General features: G+C 53.5%; 23 protein-coding genes. 6 read left to right on the forward strand and 17 right to left on the reverse strand.

The annotated features are described in order from the left end of the window. The 10 genes from ACO0K9_RS08735 to ACO0K9_RS08780 all read right to left on the reverse strand — a co-directional run bounded on the left by ACO0K9_RS08735 (nt 1) and on the right by ACO0K9_RS08780 (nt 9,680). Nucleotides 1-1,032, reverse strand: a complete 1,032-nt coding sequence (locus ACO0K9_RS08735; protein ID WP_422983874.1) for an adenosine deaminase — start codon at nt 1,030-1,032, stop codon at nt 1-3. Nucleotides 1,033-1,349: 317 nt separating this feature from the next. Then, nucleotides 1,350-1,607, reverse strand: a complete 258-nt coding sequence (locus ACO0K9_RS08740; protein WP_422983876.1) for a BTH_I0359 family protein — start codon at nt 1,605-1,607, stop codon at nt 1,350-1,352. Between the two features lie 283 nt (nt 1,608-1,890). Then, entirely contained in the window at nt 1,891-2,262 is a 372-nt protein-coding gene (locus tag ACO0K9_RS08745; RefSeq protein WP_422983878.1) for a GTPase, read from the reverse strand. Nucleotides 2,263-2,264: 2 nt separating this feature from the next. Beyond that, entirely contained in the window at nt 2,265-2,987 is a 723-nt protein-coding gene (locus ACO0K9_RS08750) for a response regulator (RefSeq protein WP_422983880.1), read from the reverse strand. Between the two features lie 198 nt (nt 2,988-3,185). Then, nucleotides 3,186-5,540 (reverse strand): ATP-binding protein, encoded by a 2,355-nt coding sequence (locus ACO0K9_RS08755; RefSeq protein WP_422983882.1) that lies wholly within the window; start codon nt 5,538-5,540, stop codon nt 3,186-3,188. After that, nucleotides 5,537-6,124, reverse strand: coding sequence for a DUF4390 domain-containing protein (locus tag ACO0K9_RS08760; protein ID WP_422983884.1), 588 nt, complete (start codon nt 6,122-6,124; stop codon nt 5,537-5,539). Before ACO0K9_RS08760 ends, ACO0K9_RS08755 begins: the two co-directional genes overlap by 4 nt. 56 nt (nt 6,125-6,180) lie before the next feature. Beyond that, nucleotides 6,181-7,695 carry a 16S rRNA (cytosine(967)-C(5))-methyltransferase RsmB gene (gene rsmB / locus ACO0K9_RS08765; protein ID WP_422983886.1) on the reverse strand — a complete coding sequence of 505 codons (1,515 nt, stop codon included), beginning with the start codon at nt 7,693-7,695 and terminating at the stop codon, nt 6,181-6,183. 129 nt (nt 7,696-7,824) lie between these two features. After that, nucleotides 7,825-8,724: a lysophospholipase gene (locus ACO0K9_RS08770; protein WP_422983888.1), complete on the reverse strand. Its 900-nt coding sequence runs from the start codon at nt 8,722-8,724 to the stop codon at nt 7,825-7,827. Between the two features lie 4 nt (nt 8,725-8,728). Further along, complete coding sequence (locus ACO0K9_RS08775) at nt 8,729-9,073, reverse strand: DUF1840 domain-containing protein (protein WP_422983890.1); 345 nt, start codon at nt 9,071-9,073, stop codon at nt 8,729-8,731. Nucleotides 9,074-9,179: 106 nt separating this feature from the next. Next, a complete protein-coding gene (locus ACO0K9_RS08780) occupies nt 9,180-9,680 on the reverse strand; it encodes a hypothetical protein (RefSeq protein ID WP_422983892.1) in 501 nt (166 codons plus the stop codon). Nucleotides 9,681-9,956: 276 nt separating this feature from the next. On the opposite strand from ACO0K9_RS08780, the gene ACO0K9_RS08785 reads away from it, so the two are divergent. Next, entirely contained in the window at nt 9,957-10,313 is a 357-nt protein-coding gene (locus tag ACO0K9_RS08785; RefSeq protein WP_422983894.1) for a hypothetical protein, read from the forward strand. Nucleotides 10,314-10,349: 36 nt separating this feature from the next. Continuing rightward, nucleotides 10,350-10,841: a GNAT family N-acetyltransferase gene (locus ACO0K9_RS08790; RefSeq protein WP_422983896.1), complete on the forward strand. Its 492-nt coding sequence runs from the start codon at nt 10,350-10,352 to the stop codon at nt 10,839-10,841. A gap of 96 nt (nt 10,842-10,937) precedes the next feature. Here ACO0K9_RS08790 and ACO0K9_RS08795 read toward each other — a convergent pair whose 3' ends face one another. Both ACO0K9_RS08795 and ACO0K9_RS08800 read right to left on the reverse strand, forming a co-directional pair. Next, a complete protein-coding gene (locus ACO0K9_RS08795) occupies nt 10,938-11,204 on the reverse strand; it encodes a DUF1161 domain-containing protein (protein ID WP_422983898.1) in 267 nt (88 codons plus the stop codon). After that, nucleotides 11,201-11,521 carry a hypothetical protein gene (locus ACO0K9_RS08800; protein WP_422983900.1) on the reverse strand — a complete coding sequence of 107 codons (321 nt, stop codon included), beginning with the start codon at nt 11,519-11,521 and terminating at the stop codon, nt 11,201-11,203. The genes ACO0K9_RS08795 and ACO0K9_RS08800 overlap by 4 nt, the downstream gene beginning before the upstream one ends. Nucleotides 11,522-11,769: 248 nt before the next feature. Between ACO0K9_RS08800 and ACO0K9_RS08805 the strand changes: the two genes are divergently transcribed. After that, complete coding sequence (locus ACO0K9_RS08805; protein WP_422983902.1) at nt 11,770-13,971, forward strand: ATP-binding protein; 2,202 nt, start codon at nt 11,770-11,772, stop codon at nt 13,969-13,971. On the opposite strand, the gene ACO0K9_RS08810 is transcribed toward ACO0K9_RS08805, so the two are convergent. The 5 genes from ACO0K9_RS08810 to ACO0K9_RS08830 all read right to left on the reverse strand — a co-directional run bounded on the left by ACO0K9_RS08810 (nt 13,943) and on the right by ACO0K9_RS08830 (nt 19,842). Next, nucleotides 13,943-15,145, reverse strand: a complete 1,203-nt coding sequence (locus tag ACO0K9_RS08810; RefSeq protein ID WP_422983904.1) for a DUF1501 domain-containing protein — start codon at nt 15,143-15,145, stop codon at nt 13,943-13,945. The genes ACO0K9_RS08805 and ACO0K9_RS08810 overlap by 29 nt on opposite strands. 24 nt (nt 15,146-15,169) lie before the next feature. Beyond that, entirely contained in the window at nt 15,170-16,747 is a 1,578-nt protein-coding gene (locus ACO0K9_RS08815) for a DUF1800 domain-containing protein (RefSeq protein WP_422983906.1), read from the reverse strand. Between the two features lie 433 nt (nt 16,748-17,180). Then, complete coding sequence (locus tag ACO0K9_RS08820) at nt 17,181-17,924, reverse strand: DUF2076 domain-containing protein (protein ID WP_422983908.1); 744 nt, start codon at nt 17,922-17,924, stop codon at nt 17,181-17,183. 135 nt (nt 17,925-18,059) lie between these two features. After that, nucleotides 18,060-19,583, reverse strand: a complete 1,524-nt coding sequence (locus ACO0K9_RS08825) for a YifB family Mg chelatase-like AAA ATPase (RefSeq protein ID WP_422983910.1) — start codon at nt 19,581-19,583, stop codon at nt 18,060-18,062. Nucleotides 19,584-19,599: 16 nt separating this feature from the next. Continuing rightward, nucleotides 19,600-19,842, reverse strand: coding sequence for an accessory factor UbiK family protein (locus tag ACO0K9_RS08830; protein WP_422983912.1), 243 nt, complete (start codon nt 19,840-19,842; stop codon nt 19,600-19,602). Nucleotides 19,843-20,213: 371 nt separating this feature from the next. On the opposite strand from ACO0K9_RS08830, the gene ACO0K9_RS08835 reads away from it, so the two are divergent. Genes ACO0K9_RS08835 through ACO0K9_RS08845 form a run of 3 tightly spaced genes read left to right on the forward strand, consistent with a single transcriptional unit; the run spans nt 20,214 to nt 22,936 of the window. Further along, complete coding sequence (locus ACO0K9_RS08835) at nt 20,214-20,960, forward strand: TorF family putative porin (RefSeq protein ID WP_422983914.1); 747 nt, start codon at nt 20,214-20,216, stop codon at nt 20,958-20,960. A gap of 15 nt (nt 20,961-20,975) precedes the next feature. Further along, nucleotides 20,976-21,314, forward strand: coding sequence for a P-II family nitrogen regulator (locus tag ACO0K9_RS08840; RefSeq protein ID WP_110254759.1), 339 nt, complete (start codon nt 20,976-20,978; stop codon nt 21,312-21,314). A gap of 20 nt (nt 21,315-21,334) precedes the next feature. Beyond that, complete coding sequence (locus tag ACO0K9_RS08845; protein WP_422983916.1) at nt 21,335-22,936, forward strand: ammonium transporter; 1,602 nt, start codon at nt 21,335-21,337, stop codon at nt 22,934-22,936. Nucleotides 22,937-23,230 lie beyond the last annotated feature (294 nt).

Genomic DNA, 23,230 nt, shown 5'->3' on the forward strand with positions numbered 1-23,230 from the left:
TTAATGCGCGCCAGCAGCATATGCATCGAGCTCATCCAGCCAGACCTGTTTTTGTTCAGGCGTGACAAACGAGGCTTCAAACGCATTGCGCGCCAGTTGCAGCAATTCTTCCTGGCTGAGTTGCAGGGCATCGGCGGTGGCAATGTAATTCGCATTCATGTAGCCGCCGAAATAAGCGGGGTCGTCTGAATTGATGGTCACGCACAAGCCAGCCCGCAACATGCGCGCCAGATTGTGATCACGCATATCCTTGACCACGCACAGTTTCAGATTCGATAGCGGGCAGACGGTCAGTGGCATGCGGCTTTGCTGCAGTTTCGCCATCAGGGCCGGGTCTTCTTCGGCACGTACACCATGGTCTATGCGTTCGACCTGCAACACATCCAGGGCACTATGGATATAAGCCGGTGGACCTTCTTCACCCGCATGCGCGACCAAGCGAAAACCCATGGCCTGGGCAATGGCAAACACATGGGCAAATTTTTCTGGTGGATTGCCGACTTCGGCAGAATCCAGCCCCACGCCTGTCCACAGGTCGGCATATTGGTCACGCAAGGGCAGTGCGGCTTCCAGTGTGGTGATGGCGTCTTCTTCACTCAGATGACGCAGGAAGCACAATATCATTGCACCAGAAAAACCATGGCTGGCACGTGCTTCACGCAAGGCGCGGGCGATGCCGGCAAACACGATGGCGATGGGGATGCCGCGTGCCGTATGGGTTTGCGGGTCAAAAAACAATTCCACGTGGCGCACATTGTCGGCCAGCGCACGCTGGATATAGGCGTGGGTCAGGTCAAAGAAATCCTGTTCGGTCTGCAATACGGCTGCACCGGCATAATACAGGTTCAGGAAAGACTGCAAGTCTTCAAAGTCGTAGGCAGCGCGTACTTCATCCACCGTCGCATACGGCAGTTGCACGCCATTCTTTTGTGCTAGGGCGAACATCAGTTCCGGTTCCAGTGAACCTTCTATATGCAGATGCAATTCGGCTTTCGGCAGGCCGCGGATAAAGTCATGGTGCGTAGTACTCATAAGTCAGCCCTGGATCAAGAATAAAAATAGTGGGACGCCAAGCGCTCAGTGTAATGCAAACGCCGTTTCGTATCAGCGGAGGATGCATCAATCATGCCAGCCACGTATTGATGAAATATGGATGAAATGCGTTCTAAAATAACATTCTGACAGCGATGCGGATATCAGGTGCACATGATGTCCTGTATCGCTGGCGGCATATCGCCAGTGGTTTTGCTTAGCGTTTGTTCGATCACGGCAAGCAATGATGGATGTGGGAAAGAAAGTAAACATGCTGCCATGACAGCGGTGTCATGGCAGACTGGTGTTTAGTGTAGTTAGTGCAGCAGGACGCTTTGGCCCATATAGCCATCATATTGGCCAAGAAAATCGTCGATTTCTTCTATGCTGGGTTCGGATGCGATGAGGTCGGTGACGTCCTTGCGGAAATTGATCGCCAGTGGACCACCGATAAACCATTCGCGGCGTACCGACTTGTCAGTGATTTCATAACCGCCGAAGCGCAAGGCTTCGTGATCAGTGTCAGCGACATATTCGATGACGCTGTATTGTTCGCTGTTATAAATAAGATTCATTTTGTGCATCCTTTCTGGCTGGAGGAGGTTTTCCTCTGGTTACCGTACATAGAGCAGACATGGTGCTGACGACAGCGAATTTCAAGAATAGTACCTGATGAAGCTACTGCGAACGCAATTTTGTGCCAGTGATGCTCACCGTAGCTTCGTACGGTTGCGCTTCTTAACTCAAACTGGCGCCGTTCGCTACGCTTTCTCGGGTTCTCTTCTTTTTATGTGTTACTGGCTTACATGAAGTATTACGGCACGGCAACCCCTCAACTTTAGTGCGCGTAACATTGGTTCACAAGCCAGACTGGCTGGCGATCTCCAGCCAGTCTGCATAACCCGGCTCTTGCAGGGTCAGGCTTAACTGGTCCAGATGGGCATTGCTGGCGACGCCCAGAAAGATGTGGGCAGGTTTTTGACGCAGGACGCGATTCAGGGTGACGCGCAGGCTGAGATTGCCTATGCAACAAAAACAGCCGGGAGCAATGCGAGTGACGTGCAGATTGTTGGTGGCAAGCAGGATATCTTGCCCGGCGGGCAAGCCTTCGAGGATGACGGCATTGCTCAGTGTGACAGGTAAACGGGAAAGGGAGGCGGCAATCGCCGTCTCCCTTTGCGTATAACTACCACCGTGTACCAGATGTAATTGCGCTTTCGCGGTGTTCAAACTCACTCACCACGTTTGGCGTATTTCATCGATTCCACACCCAGTTGCTTGAGCTTGCGATACAGATGGGTACGTTCCAGGCCTGTTTTTTCAGCAACACGTGTCATGCTACCGCCTTCGCGGTTCAGGTGGTATTCAAAATAGATGCGTTCAAAGGCGTCGCGCGCTTCGCGCAGCGGCAAGTCAAAGGACAGGCTGGCAAACTGGTTATTCGGCGTTGCCGCTACCGGTTGCGCTGCCGAAAAATGACGTGCTTCATACGCCGGGGTGGCATTGCCAAAGCTGCCAGACATGGTCGGTGCTGCTGTGTTGTCATTGCTGATCACACGCAGGGCCGGTGTGGCCGGTTTTGGCGCTTCTGAACTGCGGGTCAGGCCTTGTTGTACGGCTTTCAGCAGTTTTTGCAGGGCAATAGGTTTCTCCAGGAAATTCAGGGCACCGATACGGGTTGCTTCCACGGCGGTATCGATGGTGGCATGGCCAGACATCATGATGACTGGCATGGTCAGCAATCCGTCGCGCTGCCATTCTTTCAGCAGTGTCACGCCGTCGGTATCCGGCATCCAGATATCGAGCAAGACCAGGTCTGGTCGCGCTTCCTGTCGCGCCTGTCGCGCCTGCTGTGCATTTTCAGCAAGTTGGACCACGTGGCCTTCATCCCCAAGAATTTCAGACAACAATTCCCGGATCCCCATTTCATCATCTACGACCAATATGTTTGCCATAAATCTACCCTATTACTGCCTCTATGTTTTCTTGGGTGCTTCTTGCCGTTCATTTCCTGCATTGTCTGCCATCATCCCGTTTCTGGGAATTGCCGCCTACTGTCTGCCGGATAAAAATTTCAAAATGACCCGACTGCTTTTTGTCCGTATTCCTCTTTTGGGAACATCGGAAGGATGGTTCGTTCAAATACCATCTTCTTACACTGTATTTGAATCCGGTGCTAACTTTAACAGCAAAATCGCTACTTTTGCACCGTTTGTATCGCTGCGATTTTGAATATCAATTCTACCGCCGTGTTCATCGATGATTTTCTTCACCATTGGCAGCCCCAGACCGGTGCCTCGCGGCTTGGAAGTGGCATAGGGTTCAAACGCGCGACCGAGAATTTTGCTCGAAAATCCCGGGCCGTTATCGATAATTGACAGCCGTACTGCAGAATGAGTAATCTGGTCAGTCCCGGTGTAACGCACCACATCGGTGATGACGTCAATGCGTGGCACAAAATCTGGATTGGTGTTGTCGGCAACCGCGTCCTGGGCATTTTGTAAAAGATTGTGAATTACCTGTCGAAGCTGGGTTGCGTCGCCCATTATCTGCGGCAAATCGGGGGCCAGCGTCAAACGTATTGCGTCCCTGTCGTCGCCGGCGATATATAAATGCAGCACTTCGTCGATAAGACCAGCCAGGTTCAAAGGCATCAAAACCGCTGGCGGCGTGCGCGCATAATCGCGGAAATCATCCACCATGCGTTTCATGGAAGTGACCTGATTGACAATCGTTGTTGTGCTCTTGTTCAGTATCAGGACATCACTCTCGCTGAGCTTGTCCTGCAGTTTCATTTGCAGACGTTCGGCCGACAATTGTATCGGCGTCAGCGGATTCTTGATTTCATGTGCCAGACGACGTGCTACCTCACCCCAGGCGATAGAGCGCTGGGCAGAAATGATATTGCTGATGTCATCAAATACCACCACGTAGCCACTGCCGGACACAACCGGCAAGTGTGAGCCACGTGCCAGCAGGGTAATGCTTTGTTCTTCTTCGGCGGCGACGTTGTCCCCTGTCGTGGCTACTTTTTTACCCTTGTTGGGGCGGGGTACTTCTATCTGTTGCTGCCAGTGTTGTTCGCGTTCGTTTTCACCACCGGCAGCCGATTGTGCATGCTGTTCGGAAAACGCTTTGGAAATAGCGAAGGCAAATGCCTGCATGCCTTCGATGGTGGCTAGCGGTTTATTGATTTCGCTTTCCAGCTTGCGTTGCAGTATGCGTTCCACCGATTCATTACAGGTCACCAGATTGCCGCTCTGGTCCAGCACCATCACCCCGGCCGACATATTCGCCAGTACCGATTCCAGGTAAGCCTTGGCATTTTCCAGTTCACTGCGGTTTTTTTCCACCGCTGCGCGGGCATCAAACAACTGCCTGGTCATGGTGTTGAAGGACTTGGTCAGACTGCCCAGTTCATCCGCACTGGTGACAATAGGGCGTGGCGAGAAATCGCCCTCAGTCACCGCCTTGGTACCTTCCGCCAGCAAGAGCAGGGGGCGGGCCACTTCACCGGAAATCAGGAAGGCACTGGTAATGGCGGCCACAATCGCCAGCAACAAGGTCAGCGTCAGGGTGATGATGTACATCTTTTTCAGGTTCACCCGACCGATGGAGCGCACCTGGTATTCGCGTGAGGCACTGCTCAGTGCTTCTGCATGCATGGCCAGATTGGTGGGCACGGGTTGTATCAGTTGCAGGTACAGCGCTTGATTTTGCAGGGAAATCCAGTTGTTGCCACGTATCGGCACGACCACCCGCGAGCGTAGTATCCGGGCTGGTTCTGCCGCCAGCGTCGGGTGGCTTGCACCGCGATTGGCATTCGCGGCAGTGGCGGTTTCCGAATCGGCCGGGGCGATTTTTTCATCCCTGGCGGCGTAATAGCGTGACAACTTAACCTGGCGCAGCATTTCTGCGGTGGGCAATTCGGGCAACAGGCTGCCGACATTTTCATTGGCAGTGGCGATCAGCCGGCCTTTGCCGTTGACGATGGTGGCTTCCTGTATCTGCATTTTTTCACGCAGACGCGACAGGTGGATGGACATCGAGCTTTCGGTCGGGTCGGAAAGTTCGGACGCCATGTCACGCGCCTTGGTTTGCAAATCGGCCAGCAGGAAATCCAGTGCCGTCAGGCCCAGGTTCTTGCCGGAATCCAGTGCCGACTCGACCTTGACGTCAAACCAGGATTCGATAGACAGCGACACAAAGCGTACCGACACCACATAAATGACGGTACCCGGCAAAATGCCGACCAGGGCAAACAAGACCACCAGCCGGGTCATCAGGCGCGAGCCGAATTCGCGCGTGCGAAAGCGCCGGAACAAACGCCAGACCAGGGTCAGGACCAGGATCAGCAGTGCCAGGGCAACAATGGCATTGGCGTCCAGCAGCCATTCATAATAACGTTCGAAGCGCGAGGAATTTTCTGAAATGGTGGTCAGAAAGAATAGCAGTATGCTCATCAGAGCACCGCCGATAATCAGGGCATACCGCAAAAATCGTGTCACTTGTCGTCTGCCTTGAAGGAAAAACGCTTCCACTCCGTCTTTTGACTCCAGTTACTGTCATTGAAGGACGGAATCTGGAAGTGGATCGGTATCTTGGACAGGCCCATGCGTAACTGTAGAGCCACGTTATACGTGGCACCATTGGCCAGCAACGATTTTTCGGCGATCAGCCAGCGACTGGGCCTGACTACCAGGTTCAGCGCAGCATCGAGGGAGGGAAAGGTCTGTTGCAGACCATTGTTGACGGTGACGGTGTATTGCTGCGTCCATTCATTGAAGGCGATCTTGACTGTGTTTTCGCTGCGCACGACTTTTTCATCAACCCAATACCAGCGCGAGCGTGTCAATTCGACCTCGGTCGTGAAGGATACCGGAATGCCTTCCTTGATGGCTTTCCGCAGGCCGTCACTCAGTTCTATGGAAAACACGGCTGCCAGCCGGTAGCCTTCCTCGCTGGATTCTATCTTGGCTGATTTGACTTCCACATCCGCCGCATGGCCCAGCGATGGGCCCGCCAATGCCAGCAAGGCTAACAGAAACGTCAGCAGCAATTGGCGCAGCAGGGAGGTTGAGCGTCGGATCATGCAATCAATACGAAATCAAAAGTCTGCTAATGATAGCTTGAACTTGTTGGCATTCGTTAATTTTGCAGTGGTTTTTGAAACAATGCATAGAACAAACCATCATGTTCGTTGTTGCCAGCGGACGCTGTTGGTAGTGTCGGCAACATTTGGCCTGGCGCATCCAGCCTTATGGCCCCGTGCCGGGTGACAAAGGCGGTAGCCTGTGCTTCTGATTCCAGTGGCCAGATCGAGCAGGTCACCATCAGCATCTTGCCGCCCGGCTTCAGCATGTGCCACAGATTGTCCAGGATGCGGGCCGACAGGGCTGCCAATTGGGCAGCATCCGTCTTGCGGCGCAGCCAGCGGCTGTCCGGATGGCGTCGTACCACGCCAGAGGCGGTGCAGGGCACGTCGGCCAGGATGCGGTCATACGGCTTGCTATCCCACCAGCCAGTGCGGCTGGCATCACCATCCTTGACGGTGGCGAACAGTTTTAGTCTTGCTAAGTTGTCATGTATGCGTTGTATGCGGGCCGGATCGCTATCCAGCGCCAGCAGTTCAATATCAGCCAGCTCCAGCAAATGCCCGGTTTTGCCCCCGGGGGCGGCGCAGGCGTCCAGCACGCGCATGCCGTCTTGCACATCCAGCAATGGGGCCGCCAGTTGGGCTGCAGCATCCTGCACTGATGCCATGCCTTCTTCAAAGCCGGGAATATGCTGTACCGGCATGGGTTTTGCCAGCTTGATGGCAGACGGGCCGATCTGGCTGGCGGCAATTTGTTTTGATGCCAGCAATTCCAGATAGGCAGCGACCGTGGTGACACGGCTGTTGATCCGTAAAGTCATGGGTGGCGCATGATTGCCGGTGCTGAGTATGGCTTGCCAGTCTTGCGGATAGGCAGTTTTGCACTGGTCAACCCACCATTGTGGATAATTCCAGGTGGCGGCTGGTTGTTTCATGACCAGCTTCAGCAAATCGTCTTTTTCGCGCAAATAGCGGCGCAGCACGGCATTCACCATGCCTTTGGCAAACACCATATGCGGGCTGGAGGTGGCGGCGGTGACCGCCTGGTCCACCACGACGAACTCTTCGTAGGCGGGATGCTCTTCCCCTTCATTGCCTATCAATAAAGTCAGGGAACAGCACAACAGGCTGTACAACAGGGCTGGTTCCGGGGTTTTGCTGGCCATGACCTTGATCAGGGCATCTACCCGGCCTACCTGGCGCATGGTCCGGTAAGAAATATCCTGGATCGCGCCGCGTGCTTGAGGCAGGGCATTGGTCTGGGTAAACACACGTGACAGGGCCATGGGCAAGGCCGTGCCTTCCAGTACATAACTGACCGCCTGCGCTGCACCTACCAGGCAAAAGGCCAGCGAATCGGGTTTGATGTCGATAGGCTGGAATTCTGCGGCCGCTGTGGCTGTGGCCACTGCTACCGCCGGGCGCGCTTCTGTCCGGGTGTCTGGGCGTGCATTTTTACTTGCATCGGGGCGAGCACCTGAGCGCACACCTGAACGAGGATCTTTACGTGTATCCGGGCGTGCGGGTTTTTGGGGTTTCCCCAGTGTTTTTCTCGTATTTTCTTGCATATTTTGAATTGGCTAGGTCTGAACCGACGCGTAAGTGTAACAGCAGGTGCGTATAAACCCGGTTTCTATGGCTTTTGCTGCAGATGAAACCCGCTCAGGCTGTGAGCGATTAGCGCTGGCTGCGCGGACTTAAGCTGCTCTCTGGCCCATTTCCAGTGGGGTGAATTGTTGCTCTTCCAGCCAGGTACGCAAGTCATCAAAAACCTGAGTTGCATCGAGTTCATTGAAAATTTCGTGATAAAAACCGGCATAAAAATGACTGCTGAGCCAGGTTTCATTGACTTTTTGCGCAAAGCGGCGGCTACCGTCGGGATCAACCAGGTGATCGTCATCGGCCACCATCAGCAGCGCGGGCAGTTGCAGCTCTATCGCATGTTCGTGACAATAGGCCATGGCCGTCAGCATGCTGGTCAACAGCCGTGCACTGAGCCTGCCGTGCACCAGCGCATCGTTTTTATAGGCTTGCACCACTTCTGCGTCATGTGACAGGTAACGGGTTTGCAAGCCGTTCGGCAAGCCTACGCCAGGTATCAGGCGGAATGCTGTTTTCAACAGACCTTGCTGGAAGCCCGACATACGTATCGCCAGCGCTGGCGAAGACAGGATCAAGGCACGCAAGTCGTTCTGGTGTTCCAGCGCAAAGCGGGCTGCAAACAGGCCACCCATGCTGTGCCCCATTAAAATCGGCGGGCCGGACAGTTGCTGGCGGAAGTCGGCAAGCACCATCTGCGCGTCGTCCAGCATGGCATGGTTATCCGGCACGTCGCCCACGGCACCACCGGATTTGCCATGCCCGCGGTGGTCATAAGTCCTGACTACAAACCCCAGGGCATTGAAAAAGCGTGCCACGTGACTATAGCGTCCACAGTGCTCACCCAGGCCATGCATGATCAGCACGCCCTGCTGCTGTGGTAATGCTGTATTGGTGGCATTGGCCGGGTTTGTCGGTGGCCAGTCGCGTACAAAAATGGGAGTGCCGTCAGTGGCCTCCAAATCGAATTCCCGGGTATTTTCTACATGGGAAGTCATGGCTTTATACGCCCCACATCACGTCGCGTTGCATCTTGTTGGCCGCGTGCAGCATTTCCAGTACCGGGAAGGCGCGGGTGGCAAAACTGACGGGTTCCGGCGCTTCATGCTCGTTGTCATCCCCGTTTTCATTGTGATGCGCATTGATGTCACGGTTGACTTCGTCCGAGATGGGATGGGCTTTGCTGTCCGCTACTGCAGCTTCAATCTTTTGTATGGCTTGTGGCAATTCCTGCGGTGTAATCACACCGCGTTCCACATCTTTCTGTATCAGATCCAGGATGCGACGCGCATGCTCTTTATACATGGTGATTTCTGTAGCAGCTTTGGATTTGAATGTGATCAGCATGGACATCTCTCCTCTTTGTGGGTAGCTATGATGTTGGCGCGCATGTCGGATGGAGAAATGCGCCTCGCATAGTCCTATCATAATCCTAAATTTACCCGGTGTTGGTTCAGTTTGTTTTGAATGATGTCATAAATGTATCAATAACATCACGGCTGACCGCTTTTTCCGGCCCCAGTATGACGATTTGATATACCCAGGGGCCACGTATCAGGAAACGGCCTACCATCAGTACCGGTACATCATTCCGTAATTTGCCGCGGACTTCCACATCCCCTTCGGGGGTGACACGGGTATTGTCGGCATTGCCCTGGACATTGCGTACCATGCCCTTCTTCATCGCTTCCATGATGAGGCCTGCATGGCCCACGTCCGCTAGCTTGGTGCTGCCGACGGCAAAACTGACGCCACCTGCTTCCCCAGCCAGCATAGTCATTTTTACATCCACGCCTTCCAGCTGCATGCTCTTGGTATCGCTGAGAGCCTTGCCGGGCATCAGGATGGAAAACGGGGCGTCATTGCTGCGGGTTTCGCGCCAGTCAAACCTGGGGCTGCATGCCGCCAGACCGATGGCAGCACTGAGGATAATACTTCTGATGATGAGTTTCATGAGACTTGCGGTTTCTGGTATGACGTCAATTCTGTGGGTGTGCGAGACAAACACTGGCCAACTGGTCAGGCCAGCGATCAAGCCCACATGATAAGGCTTTGCCCAGACTTGCGCCGGTTTTTTAAGTCTGGGCCAGATTGGCCGTAAACACTGTCAGCATGCAATATTCTGACTTTGCTTCCATGATCACTGCTGTCAAAGCAGCCACACACTGGGGTATCATGGGGGCAAGTCTGAATTCGACTATGGTTTTTTATTTATTATTCTGGTGCCACGATGTCACTACGCCAACCACTTGGAATTTCCTTATTGCTATTGATATCATTGATATCGATCAGCGCCTGTGACCGCCTTGGTCTGCCTGATCCGGCAAGAGACGCGGCTGCCAGGGAATCGGATGCCAGGGCGACCGGCAGCGCCTGTCGTCATGCCGGACGTGCCATCGAAGATTGTTACGCCCTCAATCCTGATGCGGCCCGTGCTGCGGTATACGCCGGCTGGAAGGAAATGAATGACTACATGCGCGAAAACAAGATCGATGTCGTCAAGCCAGAACTGGCCAAATCAGATGCATCCGCCAAGGCAGAAAGTGCCAGTGCCAGTGTCGCTGCCAGTGCCAAAGCAGAAAAGTAAAAGAAATCCGCAGACATGACGTGGCAGGTGCGCGCTATGCTGCCGCAGGATGTGGCGGCGGTATTTGATATACAGTGTTTGGCCTACGTGCCCGCTATGGTGGAAGCCTTGCCCCTGTTGGCAGCTCGCCTGCAAAGTGCGCCTGATACGGCCTGGGTGGCAGAGCAGGACGGCTGCGTCATGGCATATCTGGTCGCTTATCCCAGTATCGGCGGTCGTATTTCTGCACTGGGTCAGGCATTCAGCCTGGCTGGCCAGCCCAATGTTTTGTATGTGCATGATCTGGCGGTTGATCCGGCACATGCTGGCAAAGGTCTGGCACAGGCCCTGCTGGCGCATGCCTTTGCCTATGCCCACAGGCAAAACTGGCAGCACGTATGTCTGGTATCAGTACAAAGCACCAGGGCATTCTGGCAACGCCGTGGATTTGTCGAGCAAACCGGGCTAGACCAACAGCAGCTTGAAAAGCTGGCTAGTTATGCCGGCGACGCGTTTTACATGAAGCTAGCACTTACATACCGACGTTGATACGTTGATACGCAGGTAGAAAAATAAACGCATTGCACTTTTATAAGTGCAATGCGCCTGGGACGGCGACCGCAAATCTTCTATTTATTCTTCGGCTTATTCTTCTGCTTTGGCACCAGCCTTTTCCTTTTTATAGATGATCTTTTTCTTATCTCCTTCACAGGAACCAACCACGCGGTGCTTGGTTTCAGTGTCTTTTGAGACGACTTGCAGGGTATAGTTATTCACTCCCTTGCCTTCCAGCTTGGTGGCAATTTTTTCTTTCAAGGCTTCGCAACTGAGTATGCCGGCCTCTGCATGGGCTGTGGCGGCAATGAGCAGCAAACCACTTGCCAAGGTATGTACCAATGCGTTTTTTTTCATTTTGTTTGCTCCTTTTCCTTGATCGGATATTGTGCAGACCTGTTCCATGCTTGATGTTGCATTTCCGGGTCATGATTGTTGTTTGAACGGTGCTCTGTCCAGCAGGTGGTAAAACCGTAACATTTCTTGCCAAGTTTTAACAGAAATACATTCATTTCTTGAGGGAAAGTGTAGCAAATCATCTGCAACAATGCATTGCAGTGGTAATTGTTCGCTATTTTTATGTTGAATGGTATGGCTTTTCTACGACAGCTCCTGGGGAAAAGTGGAATTATTTTTTTATTAATATAAGCTGTGGCAGTTGTGGCGTTCGTCATGCATACCTGTTTTTCGCGTAAAACAGCAGTTATAGCTATGATAAGAAGCGATGCCGGGATCACCAGTATCCTTTTTTACTATAGACGAATCGTCGCTAAATTGTTGGGCAACATCGACAGGCATTCCCCCAAGTGTAAAAATCAGGCAACATGTCTGTGTGGCAAAATTTACGAATACTATTTGGCGGACAACATGGCGTATAACATGGTGAATAATATGGCGAATAAGCGTCAATGGACAGATTGAGATGAAGGAAACAGGATTACCCACCAGTCGTTTGGCCATCGCGCTTGCCGCGTGCCTGGTGTTGGCGATTATCCTGGGGGCAGCCAGTGCGGTCTGGATGTTGCGGGCGCAGGAAGTCGGCAAATGGGAAAAACAGACCGAGACCTTCAGTGTCGTCCTGACTGAAACCGTCAGCCAGCAAATGGATTTTGCCTATACGGCGCTGGACAGTATTTCTGAACGCATACAGGATCGCTGGAGCGTCAGTGCTGAATACCTGTCTGCCAAATTATCAACGTATGACTTCCATCAGTTCTTGCGCGAAAAGGCCAGCCTGTCGCCGGCCGTTGAAGTGATTTCTGTGCTGGACGTGAACGGCAATGTGATCAACACTTCGCGCAATTTTCCGGCACCGACCTACAACCTGGCTGATCGTGATTATTTCATTGCCCAGCGCGACAATCCTGTGCAGGGAATTTACCTGAGTGCTTCGGTGCGCAGCAAGACCACCGGGAAATGGATGTTTTTCCTTAGCCACAGATTGACTGGCAGTGATGGTGAATTCATCGGTGTGGTCATCCTTGGCATGTCACCCTCGTTTTATTCACAGTTTTATGAAAAACTCAGCGCCGACGGACATGCATCGATAGCCTTGCTGAGGAATGATTTTACCTATCTGGCCCGCTGGCCAGAGCGCGGTGAAATCATGGGCATGAAAAACCTGACCGGCAGCACCTATGAGCTGGTGCACAATCAAAACAAAAAATCCGGCGTCATCATCACCAACACTTCACGCATGGGGGATGGGGGTAAGCATGTGACGCGCATGGCGGCCGTACAATCGTTGCAGAAATATCCGCTGATTATTAATTTCTCGGTGGATGAAGATTTATACCTGTCTGACTGGCGCAAGATCACGACCGGCATCGTGGTGGTCGCCATGAGTGGCATTCTGGCGCTGGTGGCGGCATTTAGCGTGCTGGTCAATCTGCTGGAAAAACGCGAACATGATTTGCTCGCCACGACAGAATTGAAGCAGCAGGCTGAAATCATCAACCGCAACCAGGCCCATTTGCTGAAAAACCTGACGGAACAGCAGATCGCGTTGAAAGACTCATCCGAGCGCCTGCAAGCCATCTTCCAGAACGCCGCAGACGGTATCGTCATGATTGATGATACCGGCAAGATAGAGGCACTGAACCCGGCTGCGGTGGCCATCTATGGTCATCCGGCCAGCGAAGTGGTGGGCAAGAATGGCAGGTTTTTTTCGCCGCCGGGGCAACCCGATTTGCTGGGCCTGGCCATGAGCCGCAGTGAATTTCTGGAAACCGGCTGCCTGCGTACCGAGGTGGAAAGAATGCGCAAGGATGGCAGCCTGTTCCCCGCCGAACTGGCCATCAGTGAGTATTATCATGCAGGTCGGCGCAAGCTGATCGTCATCGTCAGGGATATTTCCGAACGACGCAAGATGGAACGCATGAAGAGTGAATTCATCTCTACCGTCAGCCATGAGTTGCGTACCCCGCTGACTGCCATCCGTGGCGCACTCGGCCTGGTGGTGGGGGGTGCCGTCGGCAGTGTGCCGGACAAGATTGCCCCTCTGCTCAACATGGCGCACAAGAATAGCGAAAGCCTGACCCGGCTCATCAATGATTTGCTGGATATCCAGAAAATCGAAGCGGGCAAGATGGACTTCATGTTTGAACACCTGAACCTGTATGCGCTGTTGCAAATTGCCGTGAACAATAACCAGGCTTTTGCCCACAGCGTAGGCACGGAAATCGTCTTTGACGCCCAGATCATGGATGCCCATGTGATGGTCGATGCGGGCCGCTTCCAGCAAGTGATGGCGAATCTGCTGTCGAATGCCTGCAAATATTCGCCGGAAGGCACAGTCGTGCGCGTCCTGACCGAGATTCGTCAGGGGAAAAGCGTACGTATAGAAGTGATAGATCAGGGCAGCGGCATCCCGGAAAATTTCCGCGAACGCTTGTTCCAGAAATTTTCACAGGCAGATTCTTCAGATACCCGCGCCAAAGGGGGAACCGGATTAGGCCTGGCAATTTCCCAGGCCATCATCCGGCAAATGCATGGTGATATCGGTTATTACATGGAGTCCGCGTTTGAGGCTGTCGGCACCCATTTTTATATCGACTTACCCCTGCATGAAGAAGTGATTACCGACATGGGTACCATCACACCAAAGCCAGATCACGCGCTTTGACACCGCTGAAGACCTGGTCCACCTGGGCGCTACTCAGCCCGTAGATATTGGTGAACAGGCCACCGAGCACGGCGCGGTATTCGTTCAGCACTGGGTAATCACGGTTTTGGAACAGCTTGCCTTGTTCCAGCGCGATCTGCTCACCGGCAATACGTCCGCCCTTGACACCGCCGCCCAGCACCCAGTACACGCTGCCATGACCATGGTCTGTGCCACGCTTGCCGTTTTCACGGAAGGTGCGGCCAAATTCACTGATGACCACCACTGTGGTATTGCGCCAGGCGCTGCCCATTTCGGTGCGATAGGCCGCCAGGCCGCGTCCCAGTTCTTCAAACTTGACTGCCAGCGTACCGTTGACACCACCCTGGTTCACATGCGTATCCCAACCGCCGACATCAATGAAACCCAGCGCATATTTTTCCCGCATCAGCTTGGCGATTCTTTGTGCTTCCAGTTCAAAGCCCTTGGTGGAAATGGCATTGCGGTTGGCGCTGTTCATTTCTTCCTGCAAGTCACGGGCCACTTCTTCGCGCATGGCAAAGCCATCCTTGACTGCCTGTGACAGACTGGTATCGCCATACATCTGCAAGATCATGTCGCGCTGACGCTGATCGACATTGAGCTTGTTGACATTGCGCAAAGCGGTATTCGAGATGCGCGCCGAGCCCTGCATGGCGATCGGCAACTGGTCGGTGAAGGACATGGCAGCAACTTTGCTGTTGTTGCTCAATACCTTGGCCAGACGGTTCATGAAACCGGAATGGAAATTCCGGCTGCCCGTCAGTGGTTGCCCCAGTTCTATACTGTCCTGGGTTTCAAAATGGCTGCGCGACAGGTCATCAATGCCCGCAAACGGGATGAAGCTGGCTTCCCCATTCTGGAACATGGGGTAGACCGTATCCTTCAGTGCCGGGTGCAGGCCCCAGTCGGCGGTCAGTTCCAGCGCCGAATCCGGTGCTGAGCCTGGCCGCGCAATGGCGATATTTGGCCTGGCTTCATAATAAAAATTGCTGGAGGTAGGGATCAGCAAATTGCTTGCGTCATAGCCACCACGCAAAAACACCAGCAGCAGGCGGTTTTGGGTGGCGGGTGCGGCCATTACGTGGCTGCTCATACCTAGCATGGCGGTGGATGGCAACAAGGCCATCGCTTTCAATAAGTCACGGCGGTTCATATCCTTGATCTTTCTATGAAAAGATTAACGACGCATCATTTCGGGGGAGGCAAGAAACAAGGTATTCCATTCCTGTGTCGTATTTGCCTGACTCAGGACCGTCTGGGTAGACGGGCTGAATTGCTTGGTCCAGCTCTTGACATAATTGGATACCGCCAGCGCTGGTTGTGGTGGTTTTTCCTGTGGTGCGGGCTGATTGTCTACCTTGAACAGGCCCGGGTTACCACCGGCGATGGACTTGGCAATATCGATACGCACCGTCATCTGGCCAGAACTGGCCCAGGCGCTTTCATTCAGGCCATAGCCGTCAGGTGTCTGGCGTCCGTTCAATTGCTGACCCATCATGTTCAGCCAGTTCAGCATCGGCCCGGTATTGACGATGGTGGTGCCGTCATACGCCAGGCGTACCGATGCCAGCATATAGTGCATAGGGTCTTTGAACTTCTTGCCCAGCGAAGCGATGAATTCAGGTGAATCAAACATCGCCCGCAAGGTAGATGGAATATCGCCATCGGTCTGCAAGAAGCGGCTCGCCATTTTGTCTATGAGTGCCTTGGACGGGCTATCAGAGACAAAGAAGGCTGCCAGTTTCTGGCTGACATAATTGGCGGTGGCAGGTTGCCTGCACAGCATCAGCAAGACTTCGTCCAGTTCTGCCATGCCGCGACCCTGGATGGTTTTGCCGAGGATCAGTTTTTCACCAAAGTCATGACGTTGCGGCTGGAATTCAAACAGGCCTTTGCGGTAGTACAGCTTTTCCAGTTCCGGCTTCATGCGTGGCGTGTCTTTATTCATGCTGATGCCGACACCGGTCAGTACCCGCGCCAGTTCCTGCACATCTTTTTGGGTATAGCCGCTGTTGACACCCATGGTATGCAATTCCATCAGCTCGCGCGCATAGTTTTCATTGATGCGGTTGACGGCATTGTGTTCATTGTCCAGATACCTGAGCATGGCAGGATGCATGACCGTGGCGCGCAACAGGTCACGGAAATTGCCAAGCGCATTCGGGCGTATCGCCTGTTCTTCAAAATCACCCAGCATGGCGCGTACATTCGCTTTGCCATTATGGATATTGAAATGGTTCATCCAGAACCAGCTCATCTGTTCCTGCAGCTGATTCGACGAATACACATCGCGCAGCAGCGCACGGTTGGACGCTTCGCGTGCCAGACGGGTCAACTCTTGCTGGTATTCCTTGCGCAAGGTGTCATCCGTGCCTTTTTGCTGGTCTGAAGCGATACGGCGCGCTTCCAGATCACGCATGATGTCTTCAAACGGCTTGCTGGAAATGGTCAGGGTATCAATCTGCGCCTGGATAGGGGCAGGCAAGGCCGCAGTACGGCTGCGCAATTGCTGGTCCAGGTATTGATCCGGGCCAACTGTCTGCAAGGCTTGCAGGGTCGTTGGGTTGCTACCCCAGGTGATGCGGTTCAGTAATTGTTCGGGTGGGATCGCCGCTTGCGTCAGGGTGTTGCCTATGACAGGCTGGCTTTTGCTGCTGCCAGTATTGCTCGCTTGTTGCGGATTGGTACTACATGCTGCCAGCAAGACGATCAGGCTGGCACTCAGCATCTGCTGCACGGTCTGTTGAATTCTCATTTTTAACCTCTTCCGTATTGCACAAAAGAATAGTGGTGCCACCCGATTACGGACTGACATCAGCCATTAACGCACCGACTGGCGAATTGTGATACCTGAAATAAGAAATTTTAAGGAAATTTGGTAACGCGCTGTAACAACGCAGATCTGGCGATATCTTCCCGCAGAAAATTGCCATGGGGATCAATGTTGCCAGGATTGTGACTGCGCCTTTGGAAGCACCCGCCGCAAACGCTGTGTCAGCATCGATGTGCTTTCCGGACATGCTTGAAGCCTTGCGCAATGGCAAGGCTGTAAATCTGATCTGGCAAGGGGAAAGCTGTCTTTATGCAGCGCTGAACAAAGGTAGTTGTTACAGTGCCGTAATCAATTTGCAAGCTTTGTTACTTGCGGAGCAGCAGGCGACAAGAGGAGGCAGGTCGCCAGCGAGGGGTCAGGAAAAATCCGCCATATCATCGTCACCAAAATCATCTGTCAGACTGGCCGATTGCGTGTCATCTACCGCTGGAACTTCCGGTGCAGTCTCTTGCACTTCTGGTGCCTTGTCAAAATAACCGGGTAACAAATCACCGCCACCCTGGTTCAATTGCGCTGCACCGTTGCCGCTGTCAGCCATTTGCTGATGCGACTGGTTGCCCATCAAATGACCTATACCCTGGAACAAAAAAGCACCCGCCGCTACCCCGGCGGCCGTTGCTGCCACTGTGCCCAGCATGCTGCCGCCAGTACCACCAAAGAAGCTAGAAGCCGGTGTCGCAGCCATGGTGCTGACTGGCAGCGGTGGTGGTTGCATGCCGCTGTAGCCTGGCAAAGGGCTACCAGTGACCGATGTTGCTGTGGTCGCTGCTGTTGCTGCCTGTATGGGGCGGCTGCTGGAACTATTACCCCAGGCACTGGTGGCCGGGTCCAGGAAATTGCCGGCAGAACTGCCATAGCCGTTATTCTTACTCGCCTGTAATTCACGTAGCTCCGTCTGCAGGCTGGTGATCTGGCTATTGGCCTGGGCCAATGCCTGATCCAGCAGCAAAGCCCTTTGTACCAGCAGATAACTGGCATCAGGCTGTTTGCTGACAGCATCATTAATCAGGCTTTGCGCCTGCACATCCTTGCTGATGCCTTGTACTTTCACTAACTGATCGAGAAAATTCTGTAAAACCTGGGTTTCTTGCGGGGACATAGTTCTCTCCTGATGGTGCTAACTAATCCCTATGTGGTTACGTAGATGGAGATTTCAATGCTTGTTCAAGGTCAATGCGATTTGGTGTCATGGCCGTGCATGTTGGCATCCGACACAGAAATGCTTAGAAGGTACTTAGTGTTCCCGCAGCGCCCGCCGGTACTGTATGGATTCGGCCACATGCGCAGCCGTGATTTGCCTTGCGCCTGCCAGGTCGGCAATGGTGCGGGCCACTTTTAATACACGGTGATAGGCGCGGGCAGACCAGCTGAACTTGTTCATGGCATTGCGCAACAACTGTTCGGCGCTGCTGTCGGGGCGGCAGTATTCGTCGATTTCAGTGGTGGATAGCAGGTTGTTGGCTTTGCCCTGGCGTTGCTGCTGGTGTGCAAAAGCAGCTTCAACCCGGGCGTGTATCTGTTGGCTGGCTTCGCCATCCGCCTGTTTCAGCAAATCTGCATGGGGCAGGGCACCGACCTGTATCTGCAAGTCTATGCGGTCAAGCAGGGGGCCGGATATCCTGCCTTGGTAACGGGCGATGTTATCCGGCGTGCAGCGGCATTTGCCGTTGCTGTGCCCAAAATATCCGCAAGGGCATGGGTTCATCGCAGCGATTAACTGGAAGCTGGCGGGAAAATCTGCCTGCCGCGCCGCTCTTGAAATGGTAATGTGGCCTGATTCCAGTGGTTCCCGCAAGACTTCCAGCACTTTCCGGTCAAATTCCGGAAGTTCATCGAGGAACAGCACGCCGCGATGCGCCAGTGAAATTTCACCTGGACGTGGGGTGCTGCCACCACCAACCAGCGCCACGGCAGATGCTGTGTGGTGCGGCGAACGGTAGGGCCTGGCCTTCCAGCGCTCTATCGCAAAGCCGGATGTCAGCGATAGCACAGCGGCTGATTCCAGTGCTTCCTGATCGGTCATAGTTGGCAGAATGCCGGGGAAGCGGGCTGCCAGCATGGATTTGCCGGTGCCTGGCGGGCCCACCATGATGACTGAGTGAGAACCTGCTGCCGCTACTTCCAGTGCCCGCTTGGCCTGCAATTGCCCTTTGACTTCGGCAAAGTCGGCATAGCGCGGGCGCTGCACCTGGGAATGCGCGCGGTGGCGTACCAGCTTGCTGTCATTACCCAGCGCGGCAAAGTGAGCGCACACCTGTAGCAATGAATCTGCCGGGTAAATGGCGGCATCACTGACCAGTGCGGCTTCATCGGCATTGGCTCGCGGCAGGATGAAGGCGGGTTCTTGTTTACTGTGCTGCTGGCTTTTGCAGATGGCAAAGGTCATGGCCAGTGCGCCGCGTATCGGTCTTAGTTCACCCGATAGTGACAGTTCGCCGGCAAATTCATATTGGTCCAGTGCATCTGCCGGGATTTGCCCGGAGGCGGCAAGTATGCCCAGCGCGATGGGCAAATCAAAACGGCCAGATTCTTTCGGCAAGTCAGCTGGCGCCAGGTTGACGGTAATCCGCTTTGCTGGGAAATCAAAACGCGCATTTTGCAGCGCAGCCCTGACCCTGTCCTTGGATTCCTTGACCTCGGTTTCGGGCAGGCCGACGATGGTAAAGGCTGGCAGGCCATTGGCCAGATGCACTTCCACGGTAACTTGTGGTGCATCCATGCCATTCAGGGCGCGGCTTTTGAGGACGGCGAGCGACATCAGCTGCTGAACCTGTTTATTCGTCGTTTTGCTGGGCTTCCAGGGCGGCGACCCGGGCTTCCAGTGCTTCCAGCTTGGCGCGGGTCTTGGCCAGTACCTGCGCCTGTATATCAAATTCTTCTCTGGTGACCAGATCCAGCTTGGAAAATCCCTGGCTCATCATGGCCTTGACGTTTTTTTCCAGGTCTTTTGCCGGGGAATTTTCCAGCACCTGGTTTACTTTGGCCTGCATGTCACTAAAGAAATTTTGCTTATTCATTTTCTATCCTCTATCTTGAATCTGCACCCGATCTGCACCCGTATGGTGCAAATTTGCTGGCGCCACTTTTTTGTGCAGAAAAATCAGTGCATTTTATTGGTGCATCAATGCTGCACAATGCGCTTGCCATTTTACCCATAAGGGAATGATAACGCATCTATCCCTGATGCCTATTGGTATTGCCGGAGGTATTTCGGTTAATACGTAGAAACTTGCGTAGTTGGCACGACTCCTGCTAACAGACAGATGAAAAGAGAATTCAGGCATTCATGGCAGTGGTATCTGCAGGATCGTAAACAGGTTCTAAGCAGGCCATGCATGCACAAAAGGTTTAATTCGATTCAAATCTTAATCAACTAGGGGGAAGCGTAATGAAAAAATTAGTAATCGCCGCTGCTGTAGCCGCATCATTCTTTGGTGGTTTTGCCCAGGCAGAAGATGCCAAGCCAGATAATGAAGTCAGCTTCAACGTTGGCGTAGCCAGTGAATATCGCTATCGTGCCATTTCGCAATCTCGTCTTGACCCGGCTCTGCAGGGCGGTGCTGACTACGTGAACAATCCTAGCGGTTTTTACGCTGGTACATGGTTGTCGACCATCAAATGGACCAAGGATGCAGGTGGTAGTGGCGACATCGAATGGGATATCTATGGCGGTAAAAAGGGCGAGATCGTCAAAGACGTTTCGTATGATGTCGGTGTACTGAGCTATATATACCCATCCAATGGCCTGAACAAAGTGGCTGGTTTTGCTGATGCCAACACGACAGAAATCTATGGCCAGATCGGCACCGGCCCTGTGTATGCAAAATATTCGCACTCCGTGACCAACCTGTTCGGTTTCGTCAACAGTAAAAACAGTGGTTACCTGGACCTGGGCGCGAATATTGATGTGCCTGAAGGCTATACACTGGGTCTGCATGTAGGCCGCCAAACTGTCAAGAACAATGGTGCTTCTTCTTACTCTGACTGGAAAATCAGCATCAACAAGGAATTCTTCGGCGTCAACTTTGGTCTGGCAGCACTGGGCACCAATGCCGACAAGAAGCTGTATGTGACACCAGCAGGCAAGTTTACAGGCAAGACCACTCTGGTATTGTCTGCAGTCAAAACCTTTTAAACATTTGAGGCTAGCATGAAACTGATTACTGCAATTATCAAGCCTTTCAAGCTCGATGAAGTCCGCGAAGCCTTGTCCACCATCGGTGTACAGGGGATCACGGTGACTGAAGTGAAGGGCTTTGGCCGTCAAAAAGGCCATACCGAGCTGTACCGTGGCGCCGAGTATGTCGTTGACTTCCTGCCGAAGACAAAAATTGAAGCAGCCGTGGATGATGCCATTGTTGACCGTGCGATCGAAGCGATAGAAACCGCTGCGCGCACCGGAAAAATCGGCGATGGCAAGATTTTCGTCTACGACTTGCAACAAGTTGTGCGTATTCGTACCGGTGAAACCGGCAACGACGCGCTCTGATCGGCTACCAGGGAGTTCACATGAAAAAACTATTAAAAAATGTAGTGGCAGGGACAGCCATACTGGTCAGTCTGGGTTTCGCATCGATGGCAATCGCCGAAGATGCACCAGCCAAGCCTGAGGCTGCAGCAGCATCTACCGCCGTATCTGCAGCGGCATCCGCCCCCGCAGCATCTGCTCCTGCTGCTTCGGCAGTAGCAGCGCCTGCATCGGCAGCGGCAGCGGTTGCTCCAGCCGCACCAGCGGTTGCGGCCGATCCGGCTGCCGCTTCTGCGGCGGCGGCACCGGCACCCACACCGAATAAAGGCGACACCGCCTGGATGATGGTTGCCACCTTGCTGGTCATTTTGATGACCATACCAGGCCTGGCCCTGTTCTACGGCGGTCTGGTTCGTTCCAAAAACATGCTTTCCATCCTGATGCAGGTCTTCATGATCTTCGCGGTGATCATTGTCTTGTGGTGTATCTACGGTTACTCACTGGCATTCACCGAAGGTGGCAAGTTCATCGGTTCGTTTGACCGTCTGTTCCTGAAAGGCATCTGGGATCCAGCCAAGGCAACATTCGCTACGGCAGCGACATTCAGCAAAGGCGTGGTCATTCCTGAATTTGCCTATGTGGCCTTCCAGGCGACATTTGCAGCCATCACTTGCGGCCTGATCATCGGTGCATTTGCTGAACGTGCAAAATTCACTGCGGTTCTGTTGTTCGTGGTGTTGTGGTTCACTTTCAGCTATCTGCCGATTGCACATATGGTCTGGTTCTGGACAGGTCCGGATACCATTAAAGATGCGGCTAGCGGGGCAATTGAATTGGCTAAAGGCGGATTCCTGCAACAAAAAGGCGCGCTCGATTTTGCCGGTGGTACGGTGGTTCATATCAATGCAGCGGTCGCCGGTTTGGTGGGTGCTTATCTGATAGGCAAACGTGTAGGCTACGGTAAAGAATCGATGGCACCGCACTCCCTGACCATGACGATGATCGGTGCATCCCTGTTGTGGGTGGGCTGGTTTGGTTTCAATGCCGGTTCCGCGCTGGAAGCAGGCGACGTCGCAGCACTGGCATTCATCAACACCTTGCTGGCAACTGCTGCAGCTACTGTTTCCTGGGTATTTGGTGAATGGATGTCCAAAGGCAAACCTTCCATGCTGGGTGGTGCATCCGGTGCGGTAGCTGGTCTGGTAGCGATTACGCCAGCTTGCGGTTTCGTCGGTCCTATGGGTGCGCTGATCATCGGTCTGCTGGCAGGTATCATCTGCCTGTGGGGTGTCAATGGTCTGAAACGCCTGCTGGGTGCAGATGATTCCCTCGACGTATTTGGTGTACACGGCGTCGGCGGTATCCTGGGTGCCTTGTTGACTGGTGTGTTTGCTGCACCATCCCTCGGCGGTCAAGGTATTTTTGATTATGTCACTAACAAAATGTCTGCCGATCCTTATGACATGATGGGTCAGGTCATGACGCAGGCAACTGCGATTGGCGTCACCATCCTGTGGTCAGGTATTGTTTCTCTGGTCGCTTACAAACTGGTTGACCTGGTGGTTGGCTTGCGTGTACCAGAAGATGAAGAACGTGAAGGCCTGGACATCACCAGCCATGGTGAGTCTGCCTATCACTCTTGATCAGAGTTAATAAAAATAATTTGAAGAGTACCAGTGGACTGTAACAGTTGAAAACAGAGTGCCTTCCGCTTGCGCGACGACCATGGCTGCGTTGCAAATGCTCGCGATAGTTCACTATCGCTGTGCTTTGCGCCTTGCCCTGATCGCCGGGTAAGCGTCTTTCACTTCTGTTTCAACTGTTACAGCCCACTAGTTTCCAAAGGTGTGTCAGTACCGTAATCAGAGCTTGCAGTACTGAATTTAACAGGCTGTTCTGCTACCCGCAGAGCGGCCTTTTTTTATACCAGCGGCACT

The organism is Undibacterium sp. Ji50W (genome assembly GCF_049340445.1).
In the GTDB taxonomy this organism is placed as follows: Bacteria; Pseudomonadota; Gammaproteobacteria; order Burkholderiales; family Burkholderiaceae_D; genus Undibacterium.